At 71.6% G+C, this 15,771-nt stretch carries 17 protein-coding genes; 12 read left to right on the top strand and 5 right to left on the bottom strand.

Features of this window, described 5'->3' with window-relative positions:
* The first annotated feature begins 5 nt into the window (after nucleotides 1-5).
* From OIE51_RS04715 to OIE51_RS04670, 10 genes are read left to right on the top strand one after another with little or no spacing between them, the layout of a single operon-like run.
* A complete protein-coding gene (locus OIE51_RS04715) occupies nucleotides 6-1,286 on the top strand; it encodes an MCE family protein (protein WP_442812035.1) in 1,281 nt (426 codons plus the stop codon).
* Nucleotides 1,283-2,314 carry an MCE family protein gene (locus OIE51_RS04710; RefSeq protein WP_326595738.1) on the top strand — a complete coding sequence of 344 codons (1,032 nt, stop codon included), beginning with the start codon at nucleotides 1,283-1,285 and terminating at the stop codon, nucleotides 2,312-2,314. Before OIE51_RS04715 ends, OIE51_RS04710 begins: the two co-directional genes overlap by 4 nt.
* Complete coding sequence (locus OIE51_RS04705) at nucleotides 2,311-3,378, top strand: MCE family protein (protein WP_326595737.1); 1,068 nt, start codon at nucleotides 2,311-2,313, stop codon at nucleotides 3,376-3,378. Before OIE51_RS04710 ends, OIE51_RS04705 begins: the two co-directional genes overlap by 4 nt.
* Nucleotides 3,378-4,436 (top strand): MCE family protein, encoded by a 1,059-nt coding sequence (locus OIE51_RS04700; protein ID WP_326595735.1) that lies wholly within the window; start codon nucleotides 3,378-3,380, stop codon nucleotides 4,434-4,436. Before OIE51_RS04705 ends, OIE51_RS04700 begins: the two co-directional genes overlap by 1 nt.
* Nucleotides 4,433-5,512 (top strand): MCE family protein, encoded by a 1,080-nt coding sequence (locus OIE51_RS04695; protein ID WP_326595732.1) that lies wholly within the window; start codon nucleotides 4,433-4,435, stop codon nucleotides 5,510-5,512. Before OIE51_RS04700 ends, OIE51_RS04695 begins: the two co-directional genes overlap by 4 nt.
* Nucleotides 5,512-6,756 (top strand): MlaD family protein, encoded by a 1,245-nt coding sequence (locus OIE51_RS04690; RefSeq protein ID WP_326595730.1) that lies wholly within the window; start codon nucleotides 5,512-5,514, stop codon nucleotides 6,754-6,756. The genes OIE51_RS04695 and OIE51_RS04690 overlap by 1 nt, the downstream gene beginning before the upstream one ends.
* Nucleotides 6,756-7,313 carry a hypothetical protein gene (locus OIE51_RS04685; RefSeq protein WP_326595729.1) on the top strand — a complete coding sequence of 186 codons (558 nt, stop codon included), beginning with the start codon at nucleotides 6,756-6,758 and terminating at the stop codon, nucleotides 7,311-7,313. Before OIE51_RS04690 ends, OIE51_RS04685 begins: the two co-directional genes overlap by 1 nt.
* 22 nt (nucleotides 7,314-7,335) lie before the next feature.
* A complete protein-coding gene (locus OIE51_RS04680) occupies nucleotides 7,336-7,962 on the top strand; it encodes a hypothetical protein (protein ID WP_326595728.1) in 627 nt (208 codons plus the stop codon).
* A gap of 29 nt (nucleotides 7,963-7,991) precedes the next feature.
* Entirely contained in the window at nucleotides 7,992-8,522 is a 531-nt protein-coding gene (locus OIE51_RS04675) for a nuclear transport factor 2 family protein (RefSeq protein ID WP_326595726.1), read from the top strand.
* Between the two features lie 31 nt (nucleotides 8,523-8,553).
* The gene (locus OIE51_RS04670; RefSeq protein ID WP_326595725.1) at nucleotides 8,554-9,258 is read left to right on the top strand and encodes a hypothetical protein; all 705 of its coding nucleotides are present in this window, start codon (nucleotides 8,554-8,556) and stop codon (nucleotides 9,256-9,258) included.
* Between the two features lie 130 nt (nucleotides 9,259-9,388).
* On the opposite strand, the gene OIE51_RS04665 is transcribed toward OIE51_RS04670, so the two are convergent.
* Together OIE51_RS04665 and OIE51_RS04660 are read right to left on the bottom strand one after the other, a co-directional pair.
* Nucleotides 9,389-10,717: an aspartate aminotransferase family protein gene (locus tag OIE51_RS04665; RefSeq protein ID WP_326595723.1), complete on the bottom strand. Its 1,329-nt coding sequence runs from the start codon at nucleotides 10,715-10,717 to the stop codon at nucleotides 9,389-9,391.
* Nucleotides 10,714-11,556 (bottom strand): nitrilase-related carbon-nitrogen hydrolase, encoded by an 843-nt coding sequence (locus OIE51_RS04660; protein WP_326595721.1) that lies wholly within the window; start codon nucleotides 11,554-11,556, stop codon nucleotides 10,714-10,716. The genes OIE51_RS04665 and OIE51_RS04660 overlap by 4 nt, the downstream gene beginning before the upstream one ends.
* A gap of 238 nt (nucleotides 11,557-11,794) precedes the next feature.
* Here OIE51_RS04660 and OIE51_RS04655 point away from each other — a divergent pair, with 238 nt between their 5' ends.
* Both OIE51_RS04655 and OIE51_RS04650 read left to right on the top strand, forming a co-directional pair.
* The gene (locus OIE51_RS04655; protein ID WP_326595720.1) at nucleotides 11,795-12,538 is read left to right on the top strand and encodes a hypothetical protein; all 744 of its coding nucleotides are present in this window, start codon (nucleotides 11,795-11,797) and stop codon (nucleotides 12,536-12,538) included.
* Nucleotides 12,539-12,604: 66 nt separating this feature from the next.
* A complete protein-coding gene (locus OIE51_RS04650) occupies nucleotides 12,605-13,369 on the top strand; it encodes a GntR family transcriptional regulator (RefSeq protein WP_326595718.1) in 765 nt (254 codons plus the stop codon).
* Nucleotides 13,370-13,625: 256 nt separating this feature from the next.
* Here OIE51_RS04650 and OIE51_RS04645 read toward each other — a convergent pair whose 3' ends face one another.
* The 3 genes from OIE51_RS04645 to OIE51_RS04635 form a co-directional block, all read right to left on the bottom strand.
* Nucleotides 13,626-14,051 (bottom strand): DUF6278 family protein, encoded by a 426-nt coding sequence (locus tag OIE51_RS04645; protein ID WP_326595715.1) that lies wholly within the window; start codon nucleotides 14,049-14,051, stop codon nucleotides 13,626-13,628.
* Between the two features lie 251 nt (nucleotides 14,052-14,302).
* On the bottom strand, nucleotides 14,303-15,085 hold the full coding sequence (locus tag OIE51_RS04640; RefSeq protein ID WP_326595714.1) for an exodeoxyribonuclease III: 783 nt from the start codon (nucleotides 15,083-15,085) through the stop codon (nucleotides 14,303-14,305).
* A gap of 35 nt (nucleotides 15,086-15,120) precedes the next feature.
* Nucleotides 15,121-15,765 carry an MBL fold metallo-hydrolase gene (locus tag OIE51_RS04635; protein ID WP_326595713.1) on the bottom strand — a complete coding sequence of 215 codons (645 nt, stop codon included), beginning with the start codon at nucleotides 15,763-15,765 and terminating at the stop codon, nucleotides 15,121-15,123.
* Nucleotides 15,766-15,771 lie beyond the last annotated feature (6 nt).

Here is a 15,771-nt window from a genome sequence, read left to right as displayed (position 1 = left end):
CGACGATGCTGCGCCCCACCGCCCCCCAGCCGGCCGTGCCCCCGTCGGCCGCCACCCGCGTGCGCCGTTCCGACACCGGGAGCCGACGGATCGCCGGTATCGCGTTCCTGCTCGTGCCCGCGCTCCTGGTCTGGCTCTGTGTGGCGATCTACAACAAGGAGTTCACCGACGTCGACCTCGTGGTCGTGGAGACCGACGTCGCGGGCAACGACATGCGCCCGCACGCCGACGTGAAGCTGCGCGGAGTCATCGTCGGGGAGGTGCGGGACGTCACCGCCGACGCCGAGGGCGCCACTCTCACCCTGGCCATGAAGCCAGGGGCGATGAAGGACATCCCCGCCGACGTCTCCGCACAGCTCCTGCCCACCACCCTCTTCGGTGAGCGGTACGTCGCGCTGATCCCCGAGGCCGACCACGGTCCGGCGACGCTCGCCGCGGGCACGGTCATCACCCAGGACCGCAGCTCCAACGCGATCGAGATCAACGACGCCCTGGACAATCTGCTGCCCGCGCTGAACGCCCTACAGCCGCAGAAGATGTCCTCCATCCTCACCGCGATGGCCACGGCCCTCGACGGCCGCGGCGCCGACATGGGCGACACGATCGTCACCCTCGACCGGGAGCTCGCCGAGATCAACCCGATGCTGCCCGCCCTCAACGAGGACATCAGGCAGCTCGTCGAGGTCAGCAACCTCTACGCCGAGACCGCCCCCGACATCGTGGACGCGCTCAACGACTTCTCCGTCACCAGCGCCACCATCGCCGAGGAGCGCGGCAATCTCAGCTCGCTGTACCAAGCGGTGACCACCACGTCGCAGGACCTCACCACCTTCCTGCGCTCGAACCAGGAGAACATCATCCGCCTGGCCGCCACCAGCCGCCCGACCCTGGACCTGCTGCGGGAGTACTCCCCGTCCTTCCCCTGCACGCTCCAGATGCTCGCCGACTTCGTGCCCGTGATGGACCAGGCACTGGGCGCGGGCACCAATGAGCCGGGCCTGCACATCAACGTCAGGACCGTGCCCTCCCGGGGCGCCTACGGTCCCGGTGACACGCCCGGCTACGGCGCCGGCGGCGGACCCGAGTGCTATGGGGTCCCGTTCGCCAGCAACGCCACGTACCAGGGCACGGAGGGCGGCCTCGGGCTGCCCAACTCCGAGCAGGAGAGCGAGCTCGTCAACGAGCTGCTGGCCGCCGACGGCGACAGCCGGGCCGCCGACCTGCCGCAGTGGTCGAGCCTGCTGGCCGGCCCGGCGTTCCGCGGGACGGAGGTGGAGCTCCAGTGAGCCGCGCAGGCATCGCCGCCCCGGTGATCAAATCGCTCATCTTCGTCCTCGTCACCGTGCTGTCCACCCTGGTGCTCGCCGTCAGCGTCGGCAGCAGCGGCGTCGGCGAGGCCCACACCTACCGGGCCGTCTTCACCGACACCACCGGCCTGGCCGACGGCGACAGCGTGCGCATCGCCGGTGTCCAGGTCGGCGAGGTCACCGGCATCAAGGTGGTCGACCGCCGGTACGCCGAGGTCTCCTTCACCGTCGAGAAGGGCCGCGAGATCCCCGCCTCGACCACCGCCGCGATCCGCTACCTCAACATGGTCGGCCAGCGGTACATCTCGCTCGGCCAGGGCGCCGGTGAGGTCGGCGACAGCCTGGGGCCCGACGAGGTCATCCCGCTGGAACGCACCGCGCCCGCTCTCGACCTCACCCAGCTCTTCAACGGGTTCCAGCCGCTCTTCCGCGGCCTGGACCCGGACGAGACCAACCAGCTCGCCGTGGAGATCGTCCAGGTCCTCCAGGGCGAGGGCGGCACCGTCACCAGCCTGCTCAGCCACGTGGGCTCGCTCACCACCACCCTGGCGGCCGAGGACGAGGTGATCGGCGAGGTGATCGACAACCTCAACACCGTCCTGGACACCGTCAACGAACGCGAAGAGGAATTCACCGAGTTGGTCTCGACCACCCAGGAGCTGGTCTCCGGATTCGCCGCCGACCGCGAGCCGCTGGGCGACGCGATCCAGGCGATGGGCGACCTCTCCGTCAGCACCGCGGGACTGCTCGAAGACGGCCGCGAGCCCCTCCGCCAGGACATCGCGGAGCTCGGCCGCCTCTCCGGCAACCTCGCGGAGAACACGCCGCTGCTGGAGAACTTCCTCCAGAACACCCCGGAGAAGATGGAGTCGATCGCCCGACTCGCCTCCTACGGGTCCTGGTTCAACGCCTACCTCTGCGAGGCGACCGTGACCGGCGTGTCCACCTGGGACGGCAGCCGTGCCCCGACAGGTCTGCCCATCACCGAATCGCGGTGCAGGTCATGAGCGGCGTCAGGCGGCTGCGCCGGCCGCGCCTCGACTTCCTGCGCGGCCGGATCAAGCCGCTCAGCGAGCGCAATCCCCTGATCGTGGGCATCGTCGGCATCATCATCTGCGCCCTGCTCTGCCTGGGCGCCTACCGTGCCGACTCGCTGCCACTGATCGGCGGCGGCACTGAGTACAGCGCGGACTTCACCGAGGCCGCCGGGCTCAGGACCGGCGACGAGGTGCGGATCGCGGGCGTGCGGGTCGGCGAGGTCACCGGCGTCGACCTGGACGACGGCAAGGTCAAGGTCTCCTTCCGCGTCGAGAACGCCTGGGTCGGCGACGCCAGCCGGGTCGCCATCGGGATCAGGACACTGCTCGGCTCGAAGTACCTGGCGGTGGACCCGCTCGGCTCCGACGAGCAGAACCCGGGCGAGCGCATCCCGTCCTCCCGGACGGCCTCGCCCTATGACGTCACCGAGGCGTTCCAGGATCTCGGGGAGCACGCCTCGCAGCTGGACACGGAGGCGATCGCGGAGAGCTTCCAGACCATCGCGGACACCTTCGAGAACACCTCGCCCGAGGTCGACGCCGCCCTGGAGGGCTTGTCCGCCCTGTCGGGGACCATCGCCTCCCGCGACGAGGAGCTGGCCCATCTCCTCGAAGGCACCGACCAGGTGGCCGGGACCCTCGCCTCGCAGACCGACCAGTTCGAGCGGCTCATCGAGGACGGCAACGTGCTGCTGGAGGAGATCCGGCAGCGGCGCGAGGCCATCCACGCCCTGTTCGTCAACACCGGCCAGCTCAGCGAGACGCTCAGCGGCATCGTCCAGGACAACACCGAACAGATCCAGCCCACCCTGGACGCCCTCGGCCGCGTCACCGACGTGCTGCTGGACAACCAGGAGCAGCTCGACTCCGTGCTGGCCACGGCCGGGCCGTACTACCGCCTGGTGGGCAACACCGTCGGCAACGGCCGATGGCTCGACATCTACGCCTGCGGCCTTGTGCCGTCCAGTTACATGCCCCCCGGCACCGCACCCGAGTCCGGATGCGTGCCGCCCAGGCCCGGAGGCGGTCGCTGATGAGCGTCCTGAAGCGCAAGAGCGTCCTGCTGTCCCTCGCCGGGCTCGTGCTGGCCCTCCTGCTGGCCAGCTTCACCGGCCTGATCAGCGTCGGCGGCGGAGGCGGCAAGACGGTCACCGCGTTCTTCGACCGGGCCGTCGGTGTCCACGAGGGCTCCGACGTCCGCGTCCTGGGCGTCAGGGTCGGCAGGGTGGAGGCCGTGGAGCCCGAGGGCACCCAGGTCCGGGTCAAGCTCAGCGTCGACGACGGCGTGCGGATCCCGGCGGACGCCCAGGCCCTGGTCATCTACCCGAGCATCGTGGCCGACCGGTACATCCAGCTCACCCCGGCCTACACCGAGGGCGCCGAGATGGAGAGCCAGGCGGTCATCCCGCTCGAACGGACCGCCGTGCCGCTGGAGGTGGACGACCTCTACGACAGCCTGACGGAGCTGAGCGACGCGCTCGGCCCCGAGGGCGCCAACCGGAACGGCGCGCTGTCCAACATGCTCGACGTCGGCGCCGAGAACCTGGAGGGCAACGGCGCGGCGCTCGGCTCCACCATCGAGCAGTTCGGCGCCGCCGCCGGCACGCTGGCCGACAGCAGCGGTGAGCTCTTCGGCACCATCGAGAGCCTCCAGCGGTTCACCAGCATGCTGAACGAGAACGACGACGACGTGCGCCAGGCGGAGGAACAGCTCGCCGAAGTCGCCGGCTTCCTCTCGGACGACAGCGACGAGCTCGGCCAGGCCCTCCAGCAGCTCGGCACCGCCCTCGGGCAGGTCGAGACGTTCATCGGCGACAACCGCGAGGCGCTGGCCGCCAACGTCAACGACCTCGCGTCGCTCACCCAGACCCTCGTCGACCAGCGGGCCTCGCTGGCCGAGGTGATGGACACCGCGCCGCTGGCCCTCGACAACGTCCTCAACGCCTACAATCCCGCCACCCAGACCTTCGACACGCGCGCCAACCTCAACGAGGTGAGCATGATCCCGGTGACGAACTCCGCGCAGACACAGTTGGTGCCGCTGGCCGTGGAGGGCTCCGTCTACCGCTTCGACGAGGAGTCCGGCCAATGAAGCGCGGAGCCAGGATCGGAATCGGGGTCGGCGCCGCCGGCCTCGCGGTGGCCGTCGTCTTCGCGGTCTCCACGGTGAACCTGTCGGAGCTGCCGACCGTCGCGGACCTGCCGCTGCCCGGCGGCGCCGACCTCGGCGACCACCCGTACGAGGTGACCGCCGAGTTCGAGGACGTGCTGAGCCTCGTGCCGCACTCGACGGTCAAGGTCAACGACGTGGCCGTGGGCCGCGTCACCGAGATCGAGATCACCGACGACGGCTGGCACGCCCTGGTCACCATGGAGATCAACGGCGACATCGAGCTCCCCGCGAACGCCTTCGCCGCCGTGGAGCAGGCCAGCCTGCTCGGCGAGAAGTTCGTCCAGCTCTCCTCGCCCGAGGAGCCCGAGGGCAGTCTGGACAACGGGGCCGTGATCCCGGTCACCCAGACCAACCGGAACGCCGAGGTCGAGGAGGTGTTCGGCGCGCTGTCCCTGGTCCTCAACGGCGGTGGCGTCGACCAGATCCGGACCATCAGCGAGGAGCTCAACAACGCCCTGGAGGGCAACGAGGCGGAGGCCCGCTCCGTGCTGGACCAGCTCGACGTCTTCGTCGGCGACCTGGACGACCACCGCGAGGACATCACCGACGCCCTGCACGGCATGGACCGGCTGGCCTCGACCCTCGCGACCCGCGACGAGGCCATCGGCGACGCCCTGGACAACCTCGCCCCCGGCCTGGAAGTCCTCGAAGAACAGCGGGAATCGCTGATGACCATGCTCGACTCTCTCGACCAGCTCGGCGACGTCGCCATCGAGACCATCAACCAGAGCGCCGACGACATCGTCGCCGACCTGGAGGCGCTGGCGCCGACCCTGCGGAACCTGGCCGACGCCGGCCAGGCCCTGCCGGACTCCCTCGAAGTCCTCGCCACCTACCCGTTCACCGACGAGGTCATGAACGGGATCCGGGGCGACTACCTCAACGCCTACCTGACCATCGCGGCCCAGCCCGGCACCGAGATCGTCCCGCCGGTCGGCTCCTCCAGCACGCGCAGCGCTCCGCTGCCCCTGCCCTCCGTGGGAGGGGATGACTGATGCTCACACTCGCAGTCCGACTCAAGATCGTCGCCTTCCTGGTGATCGGCACGGTCGCCGTCGGCTACCTCGGCGTCAACTACGCCGACGTCGGCCGGTACATCGGCGTCCGCGACTACTTCGAGATGAAGGTGGAGCTGAGGGAGACCGGCGGCCTCTACCCGAACGCGGACGTCACCTACCGCGGCGTCTCCGTCGGGCGGATCGGCTCCATCGACCTCACCGAGGACGGCGTCGAGGCCACCGTGCGGATCGACAAGTCGGCGCCCGACATCCCCGAGGACTCGACGGCGATCGTCGCCAGCCTCTCGGCCATCGGCGAGCAGTACCTCGACTTGCGCCCGCGCACCGACAGCGCCCCCTACCTGGACGGCGACACGGTCATCCCGGTGCGCGACACCGACACCCCGGCCCCCGTCACCGACATGCTCAACAGCCTCAACGACATGGTCGTCTCCGTGCCGCTGGACTCGCTGCGGACCGTCATGGACGAGCTGGGCACCGCGCTGGAGGGCCAGGGCGACAACCTCGGCGGTCTGCTGGACGCCGAGTACGAGTTCGTGCGGGCCGCCGCCGAGGCCCTGCCGGAGACCACGGACTTCATCGTGGACGCTCAGACCGTCCTGACGACCCAGGCCGAACAGGGCGACGCGCTGCGGGAGTTCGCCGCCGGCGCCGCCGACCTGAGCGCCCAGCTCAGGGAGTCCGACAGCGACCTGCGGAACGTCATCAACGCCGGCCCCGGCGCCGCCGCGCAGGTCTCCGGCCTGCTGCGCGACGTCGACCCCGGCCTGAGCGTCCTCATCGCCAACCTGCTGACCACCTCGGACGTGATGGTCACCCGCCAGCGGGGCTTCGAGGAGCTGCTCGTGCAGGCGCCGCGCGTGGTGGCCGCCGGATCGACCGCGGTCGGCCCCGACGGGATCAACACCGGCATGGCCGTCACGTTCTTCCAGCCGATGCCCTGCACCCAGGGCTACGGCGGCACGACCTACCGCAACGGCCTGGACACCTCGTCGGCGCCGCTGAACACCGAGGCCGCCTGCACCGCCTCGCCCGGCAGCGGCCAGAACGTGCGCGGCTCGCAGAACGCCCCCTACGGCGGCGGCGTGCCCGACGCGGCCGTCCCCGGGTCGTTGCGCGCGGGCGGTGGCGGTGAGCTGCCCGGCGCCCTGGGCCTGCCCGGCACCGGCGGCTCGGGTTCCGGCGGGATGGACGACCTGCTCGGCATGGGAGGCGACTGATGAGCCCGACGACCGGGACGGCCCGGACAGCCCGGACAGCCCGGACGACATGGCCGCGCAAGGCGATCGCCCTGCTGGCGGCGCTGGCGATCGTGCTGTTCACGGCGTACTCGGCCGGCGCCTACTGGAACGCCGACAACGACGAGTCGCTGGAGTACGCCAAGACGCGCGACTCCGTGCTGAACGCGGGCGAGCGGCACATCGCCCGGCTCAACAGCATGGACGCCGACGATGTCGAGGCCGGCCTCGCGCAGTGGCTGGACGCCACCGGCGGCGCCCTCCACGAGGAGCTGGAGCGCGGCAACGACGCCAGCGCCGAGGTGCTGGCGGAGGTCGGCACCACCACCGTGGCCACCGTCACCGACGCCGCCCTGCTCCAGCTCGACACCAGGGCCGGCACCGCCCGCATGATCGCCAGCGTCCGGGTCGAGACCACCCCGAGCAGCGGCGAGGCCACCACCGACCGCAAGCGCTTCGAGGCCGGACTCGGCCGCACCGACGACGGCTGGAAGCTCACCTCCCTCACCGCGATCACCACCGCCGCGGACGAGAGCTGACCGGGAAGCGAGAGGAGCGACCGTGAGAACAACCGGATCCGTCACCGAGCCGGACGTCGTCGGTGACGACGACGACACGGAGACCGCCGGGGCCGAGCCGTCCGGGCGTGGCAGGCGGCGGCGGGCGCGGCGCGGACGGCTGTCCCGGCTGCTGCCCGGACGGCGCACCCTCGTCGTCGCGCTGCTGGCGCTGACATTGCTGGCGGGCGCCGGGCTGTTCGTCCGGGCCGCCCAGCTGGAGGACTCGGACGCGACCGGTAACCTCGCCCTCGCCGACACCGAGGCCACCGACGGGGTCGCGGGCGAGGTGACCAACGCGCTCCGCACGGTCTTCTCGTACACTCCGGAGACCATCGCCGAGACCGAGCGCAGGGCCGGGGACCTGCTGGCGGGCTCGGCGGCCGACGAGTACGCGGAGCTGATGGCGGAGGTCAGGGACCTGGCCGCCGATCAGCGGCTCAGCCTCACCACCACCGTGGTGCGGGCCGGCGTCCGGGATCTCACCGAGGACCGCGCGCACCTGCTCGTCTTCCTCGACCAGGTCGCCCAGCGAGCCGGCGAGGACCCCACGACCACGGCGGCCCAGCTCTCGGTGACGGCCCAGCGGGTGGACGACCGCTGGCAGATCACCGAGATCACGTCGAGGTAGAACGTCCCGATCAGAAAGGCCGGACTGACATGGTGCGAACGCTGCGGAAGAACGCGCTGCTGCTGACGGCGCTGCTGCTGGCCCTTGTCGCCGGGATCGGCGCGACCGGCGCGAGCTTCTCCTGGTACGACGCGAGCCATGACGACACCGCCGACTTCGCCACGGCCCGCGACGACGTGCTCGCGGCGGCCAAGCAGGGCGTGCAGAACCTCAACACCCTCGACCACGCCGATCTCGACACGGGCCTCGACCTGTGGCTGGACTCGACCACCGGCGACCTCCACCAGCAGCTGGAGGAGGGCAGGGAGGCGTTCGAGGAGCAGGTCCGGCAGGCGGAGACGGTGACCACCGCCGAGGTGCTCTCCGGGGCCGTCACCGAGCTCGACGAGCGGGCGGGCCGGGCCGGCGTGATGGTCGCCGTCCGCATCACGGTCGAGGCGCCGGAGGAGGATCCGGCCACCAAGACCAGCCGCATGCTGGGCGAGTTGACCAGGACCCCCGAGGGATGGAAGCTCAGCGGACTCGACCAGGCCCCGGTCGCCTACACGGCCGCAGGATGACGCGCGAGCAGAAGGCCGGAAGGACCAGCCCATGTCAATGACCCGCCACCTCGTCAACCGTCAGCGCCGCCTGGCGGCCCGCACGGACGCCCCGTCGCAGCCGCCGACGGGCGAGGAGCCGCCGCGCCGCCCGGACCCGGAGCAGAAGCGGAAGCCGAAGCCGGAGAAGGAACCGAGGCGGAAGAAGGAGAAGCGGGAACGGACGGGCCGCTCGGCGCTGCTCGTCCCCGCGATCCTCGGCCTGATCGCGGTCCTCCTCGGCGGCTTCGCCTTGTGGGCGAACGCGGAGGCGGACAGCCTGAAGGACGACCCGGCCACCCGGAACACGGCCCTCAGCGACCCGGTCGCCACCAGCGAGGTCATCGGCACCGTCTCGCAAGCCGTCAACGAGCTCTTCTCCTACGACTTCGCCTCCCCGGAGCGCACGGCGTCCGCCGCCGAGGAGTGGCTGACCGGCGACGCGGTGGAGCAGCACGCGACCCTCCTCGCCCCGGTCCTGGAAGCGGGCGAGGAGCAGCGCATGGTGCTCACCACGACCGTCACCCACGCCGGGGTCGAGGTGATCGAGGGCGACCGCGCCCGCCTCCTGCTCTACGCCGACCAGAGCAGCGCCCAGGCCGCCGAGGAGGACGAGGAGGAGGCCGAGACGCTGTACGCCCCCGCCGCCCTCGCCGTCGAGGCCGTCCACCGCGACGGCCACTGGCTGATCGCGGGCATCGAGACCTACGGCGGCTGATCCCCACCCGCGCGCCCGCCCACCCACGCACGGCCGGGGACCGGCCGGGGACGACGGGCCGCCCGCTCCCGCGATGGCGAGCGGAGACCGGCCCGCCGTCCTCGGGTGCTCGGCCCCGCGCGGGCGGCGCTCAGCACAGGTTCGCGCGGGCCTCCTTCAGGGCCGCCGCCAGCAGGGTCGCGCCCTCCTCGGCCTCGGCCACCGTCAGGGTCAGCGGGGGAGCGATCCGCAGGACGCTGCCCCCGGGGCCGCCGCCCTTGCCCAGGAGGAGGCCGCTCGCACGGGCCGCCTCCAGGATCAGCGAGGCCGCCTCGGGGCACGGTTCGTCCGTGCCGGGAGCCACCAGCTCCATGCCGATCATCAGACCGCGCCCGCGCACCTCGCGGACGATGTCGAGACCGGCCGCCGCGCCGCGCAGCCGCTCCAGCAGCAGGCCGCCGACCCGCCGGGCGTTCCCCTGGAGGTCGTGCTCCAGCACATAGCCCAGGTTGGCCAGGCCCGCCGCCATGGTGACGGGGGAGCCGCCGAAGGTCGAGATCGAGTTCGCGTCCAGGCAGTTCATCACCTCGGCCCGCGCCACCACGCCGCCGATGGACATGCCGTTGCCGATGCCCTTGGCGAACGTCAGCATGTCCGGCGGCCCTTGCGCGGCGTGCGCCTGCCAGCCCCAGAAGTGATCGCCCGTACGGCCCCAGCCGGTCTGCACCTCATCGCTGATCCACAGGATGCCCCGCTCGGCCAGCACCGACCGGAAGGCCGCGAACAGGCCGTCAGGGCCGGAGGTGAAGCCGCCGACGCCCTGCACCGGCTCGGCGATCAGCGCCGCCACGTTCCCCCGCGTCTGGTCCAGCATGTCCCGCAGGTCCGCGACGCACGCCGCCGTGAACCCCTCGTCCGACAGCGCGGCGAACGGCCCGCGCGTGCGGACGCCGCCGTGCACGTACAGCGTCTGGAGCGGCGACAGACTCGTGGGCGACCAGGCCGAGTTGCCCGTGATGCCCACGGTCGAGAACGACCTGCCGTGGTAGCTGTTGCGCATCGCGAGCACCTGGTTGGAGCCCCGCAGGGCGGTGGCCAGCAGCAGCGCCGTGTCGTTGGCCTCGGTGCCCGAGGTGGTGAAGAAGACCCGGGCGTCCGGGATGCCGGACAGCACGGCGATCCGCTCGGCCAGCTCGACCATCGGCCGGTCGAGGTAGAGCGTGGAGGTGTGCAGGACGCGGCCCGCCTGTTCGGCGACCGCCTTGGTCACCTCGGGCAGGGCGTGCGCGGTCATCGTGGTGAGGATGCCGCCGAAGAAGTCGAGGTAGCGGTTGCCCTCGGCGTCCCAGACGTGGCGGCCCTCGCCGTGGGTGATCTCGATCGGCCGCTCGTAGTAGAGGGCCAGCCAGTCGGGCAGCACGGCCCGGTGCCGGGCCAGCAGCGTCTCGTGCGTCCCCGGGGCTCCCGGCGGGCGCGTCACGGCCGCACCAGGCCCTGGTAGGCGTCGGGGCGGCGGTCGCGGTAGAACGCCCACTGCTGTCGGACTTCCTCGATGAGGCCGAGGTCGAGATCGCGGACGACGAGCTCCTCCTTGCTGTCGCTGGCCACGTCGCCGACGAACTGCCCGCGCGGGTCCACGAAGTAGCTCGTGCCGTAGAAGTCGTTGTCCCCGTAGGGCTCGGTGCCGACCCGGTTGATGGCGGCGACGAAGTACTCGTTGGCCACGGCGGCGGCCGGCTGCTCCAGCTGCCACAGGTGGGCCGAGAGACCGCGCGAGGTCGCCGAGGGGTTGTAGACCAGCTGCGCGCCCGCCAGGCCGAGTTCGCGCCAGCCCTCCGGGAAGTGCCGGTCGTAGCAGATGTAGACGCCGATCCGGCCGACGGCCGTGTCGAAGACCGGCCAGCCCAGGTTCCCCGGCTTGAAGTAGTACTTCTCCCAGAAGCCCTTGACCTGCGGGATGTGGTGCTTGCGGTACTTGCCGAGGTAGCTCCCGTCGGCGTCGATGACGGCGGCCGTGTTGTAGTAGTGGCCGGACTGCTCGACCTCGAAGACCGGGACCACCAGCACCATGCCGGTCTCCCGGGCCAGCTCCCGCATCCGGGTCACGGTCGGCCCGTCCGGCACCGGCTCGGCCCAGCGGTAGTGCTCGGCCTCCTGCACCTGGCAGAAGTACGGCGCGTTGAAGACCTCCTGGAAACCCATCACCTGGGCGCCCTGCCGGGCCGCCTCGCGGGCGTACTCCTCGTGCTTGTCGATCATCGACCCGGCGTCGCCGGTCCAGGTCGCCTGCACCAGCGCCGCACGCACTGTTGTGGCCATGTCTTGCTCCCGTCCTCGTGGCAGCCGCCAGAGTTGACACGTGTAGACAAAGGTGTCGATGGAATCAGACCGTAGGAGCCGTTACAGACCGTGGCAAGACCGTGGACGTAACGTCGCCGATTCGATCATGTTTCCCCCGGTGATCGGGGGCTTCCGGCGGTGACGTCGCGGAGCCCCGGCGGTCCCCGGCGGTCCCGGGCCCTCGTCGCCCGAGCGGCGCCCCGGTAGATTCCCGGCCATGACTGACGACGCCCGCTCGCTCGTGATCGCCGTGGGGGCCACGGCGATCGCCGCGCTGCTGCTCGGCTGGTTCCTGCGGAGCTATCTGTCGGAGCGCTCGCTGCGCCGCCTCCAGACCTTCTTCGGGCTGCCGGAGCACTCCGAATGCCTGCTGGTGGTCAGCCGCGACACCGGATCGGACGGCGCGGTCGGGCGCAACGACGTCCTCGCGCTGCTGGAGCTGGCCGCCGTGATCAAGAACTGCAAGGCGACGACCCAGCTCATCTCGGGGGAGACCGTCCGGCAGGGCTTCGGCGAGCGCACGGAGTTCTGCGTCGGCGGACCGGTCGCCAACCGCCGCATGGCCGACCACCTGCGGAGCCTGCTGCCGGGCGTCACGGTCGACACGGACGCCGAACACGGCCCCGACCGGGGCGCGTTCCTCATCGGCGGCGACCGGTACCGGCTGGCGAACGGCTCGGTCGAGTACGTCCTGCTGGCGCGGCTGACGGCGGGGCAGGAGGGCCGCCCGGTCTTCCTCGCCTGCGGCCAGCGGCCGATCGCGAGCCAGGCCGCCACCCGCTACCTGGTCAGGCACCACCGGAGACTGGCCCGCAAGCACGGCTCGGGCGGCGACTTCTGCCTGCTGCTGAAAGTCGTCAACTCCCAGGCGTACGGGCCGGATGTGGTCGAGTTGGTCAAGGATGTGACACGCGGTGCCACAAGCCCACACCCGAAGCTCACCACTAGTAAGGATCTCTGACGGGGTGTGACGTAGCCTGGCGTTGGGGAGACCAGCGGAACGCACAGCCTGCGAAGGGAGACGCGGATGGGCGACGGCCGACCGGTGTACCAGCGGATCGCCGACGACCTGCGACAGCAGATCGACGAGGGCATGCTCGTGGTGGGAGCGCGGATTCCTTCCCGGGCCGAGCTCAAGCGGACCTACAAGGCCAGCGATCAGACGGTGGACCGGGCGGTACGAGTGCTGAAGGCCGCCGGGTATGCCACCGGCCAGTTCGGCCGGGGAGTGTTCGTCAGCGACCGCGCGCCGATCGGCGCCCTCCTGCGCTCCACCGACGCGGTGGACTCGCCGCTGGCCGCCAGGATCAGTGTCCCGGACCGCTCCCGGGGCAAGCAGCCGGACCTCGCCTGGGAAGCGGCCTCCACCTCCACGGTCGCGCCGCCCGCGATCGCGGAGCGGCTGCGGGTCCGGCCGGGCGAGCGCGTGATGTGCACCCAGTATGAATACCTGGCCGATCGCCGCCCCCTCCAGCTGGTCACGAGCTGGGAGCCGTTAGCGCTCACCGAGGGCACGGAGGTGGCGTTCCCCGAGCGCGGGCCCTATGCCCGGCGCGGTGTGCGGGGCCGGTTCGCGGCCATCGGCATCCGGGTCGTCCACGCCAAGGAGATCGTCGGCTCCCGCCCCGCGACGAGCCCGGAGGCGGACGCGCTCGGCTGCGTCCCCGGGCAGTGCGTGACCGCCGTGGAGCGCACGCACTACGACGCGGACGACCGCCCGGTGGAGACCTCGGACACCGTGGTCCTCGGCGACCGCTGGCGGCTGGAGTACGCCATCACCTTCAGCGGCTAGCCGCACTATCGGTGACATGCGGCTGGTTCGGCCGTCGAGTGCGACGTCATGACCGTCCTCCGGCGGCACACCCGGCGGCATCCACAGCCGTAACGTCGCACTCGCGAGGATGCGCCGGGAGGGTCGGGGTCCGGAGAGGTGAATCGTGCCCAGCGTCGCCCTGGATCAGCGAAGTCACCGGTATCGCGCGCCTAGCCGGGGGGTCCCGGGACGTCGGCGACGGGCTCGGACCCCATGCCCGCGAACGCCACGCCCCTCATGACTCGGCGACCTCGGCATAGACCTGGGACAGCTCCGGAGTGCCGGTGTCCGCCCACTCCTGCCCGGCGGCCACCACGTCCACCTCCCGGCCCGAGGCCATCACCACGATGGGCCGTCCCTCCGGGCCCGGCTCCCACCGTGCCCCGGGCACGGTCCGGACGATGACGGTGCCCAGATACAGCCCCGCGTCGTTCGCCAGCCGGGGCAGCTCCTCCGGGTCGTCCCGCCAGCGCGGCAGAAGCTGGTCCAGGGCCTCCAGGGAGACCGGGCTGTCGCCGAGCACCACTCCGGCCCGCTCCGCCCGGTCCCGCAGCAGATCGCACTCCGACAGGAGCTGGGCCACCCCTTCGGGATCCGACCAGGCGCCGGTCGCTGTCGCGGCGGGCCTCTTGCGCCAGTTGTCCAGGAAAGGGATGTTCATGTGGCCTAGCGTCCCACCTCCGGAGCATCCGGCACCACAGGCGCGCTCCGGGCCCAGGGCCCGTCCTCGACGAGGCCGCCCTGCCTCCGACGCCCGGCACGCACGCTCGCCGCGTCGCCGAAGCGCCCGCGTCCTCCCCCAGACTCCGTCCGGGGGCCCCATGCGTCCGAGGACGATCCGGCGCCTCGCGCTCGCACGCACCAGACGCCGTGGGCGGCCGGACGACCCTTGGGAAGACGGACCCCAGCGCCCTAGCGCGGGTCCAGGTCGACCACCACCGGAGCGTGATCGGAGGCGCCCTTGCCCTTGCGCTCCTCGCGGTCCACATAGGCGTCCTTGACCGCGCCCGCGAACGCGCCGTTGCCGTAGACCAGGTCGATCCGCATGCCCCGGTTCTTCGGGAAGCAGAGCTGCCGGTAATCCCAATACGTGTACGGGTGGTCGTACTTCAGCGGGCGCGGCACGACGTCCGTCAGGCCCGTCTCGCGCAGCGCCGCCAGCGCGGCTCGCTCCACGTCCGTCACATGCGTGGCGCCCTCGAACAGCGTGATGTCGTGCACGTCCTCGTCGGCCGGCGCGACGTTGAAGTCGCCGAGCACCGCGAACGGCCGCTCGCCCGCCGCGTCCTGGGCCACCGTCTCCCGCAGCGCGGCCAGCCACCGCAGCTTGTACGCGAAGTGCGGATGCCCGACCTCCCGGCCGTTCGGCACATACACCGACCAGACGCGCACCCCGCCGCACGTCGCGCCGACCGCGCGCGGCTCGGCCTTCCCATCGAACTCCGGCCCGCCGCGCAGCCCGGTCTCGACCTCCGCCAGGCCGACCCGGGAGAGCACCGCCACCCCGTTCCACCGGCCGTCGGCGTGCACCGCCGCCTCGTATCCGACCTCGCGCAGCCGCTCGGCGGGGAATGCCGCCGCGTCGCACTTCAGCTCCTGGAGGCAGAGCACGTCCGTGCCGCTGCTCTCCAGCCAGGCCAGCAGCCGGTCGACGCGGACGGTGATCGAGTTGATGTTCCAGGTGGCGATGCGCATGGTGGCTCTCTCGGACGCTGGTCGACGACGCTTGCTCAGACGGTGGTGGACTCGCCGGGCACGAGCCGGGCGTAGGCGGTGCCGCCGATCCCCGGCCCCTGGGGGCCCAGGTTCCGCCCGTAGACCAGGTGGCCGATGTCGGAGAGCAGCCCGTCGTGCACCGCGACGGCGCGCTCGGGCCGGACCTCCCGGACATAGTCCACGATCTCGGCGAACTTGTTCCACGGGGCGTGCACGGGAAGCAGCAGGGTGCCCACCTCGCGGCCCGGCACGGTCAGCGCGTCCCCGGGGTGGAAGACATCGCCGTCCACCACGAAGCCGACGTTCGTCACGCGCGGCAGATCCGGGTGGATCACCGCGTGCAGCTCGCCGTGCGCCTCCACCTCGAAGCCGGCCGCGGTGAACGTGTCACCCTTGCCGACCGTGTGCACCCGTCCCGGGAACGCCCCGGAGAGCTGGTCGGCGACGCTCGCCAGGGTCCACAGCTCCGCCGCCGCGTTCGCCTCCAGGGCGGCCCGCAGTCGTCCCTCGTCGAAGTGGTCCACATGCTCGTGCGTCACGAGCAGGGCGTCCGCGCCGGCCGCCGCGTCCTGCTCGCTGAACGCCCCCGGGTCGATGACGAGGGTGCGCCCCTCCTTGGTCAGCCGGACGCAGGCGTGGCCCTTCTTGGTCAGCTCCATGCGGGC

It is taken from the genome of Streptomyces sp. NBC_01803, assembly GCF_035917415.1.
GTDB lineage: Bacteria > Actinomycetota > Actinomycetes > Streptomycetales > Streptomycetaceae > Streptomyces.
This window is presented reverse-complemented; position numbering and strand designations above follow the sequence as displayed.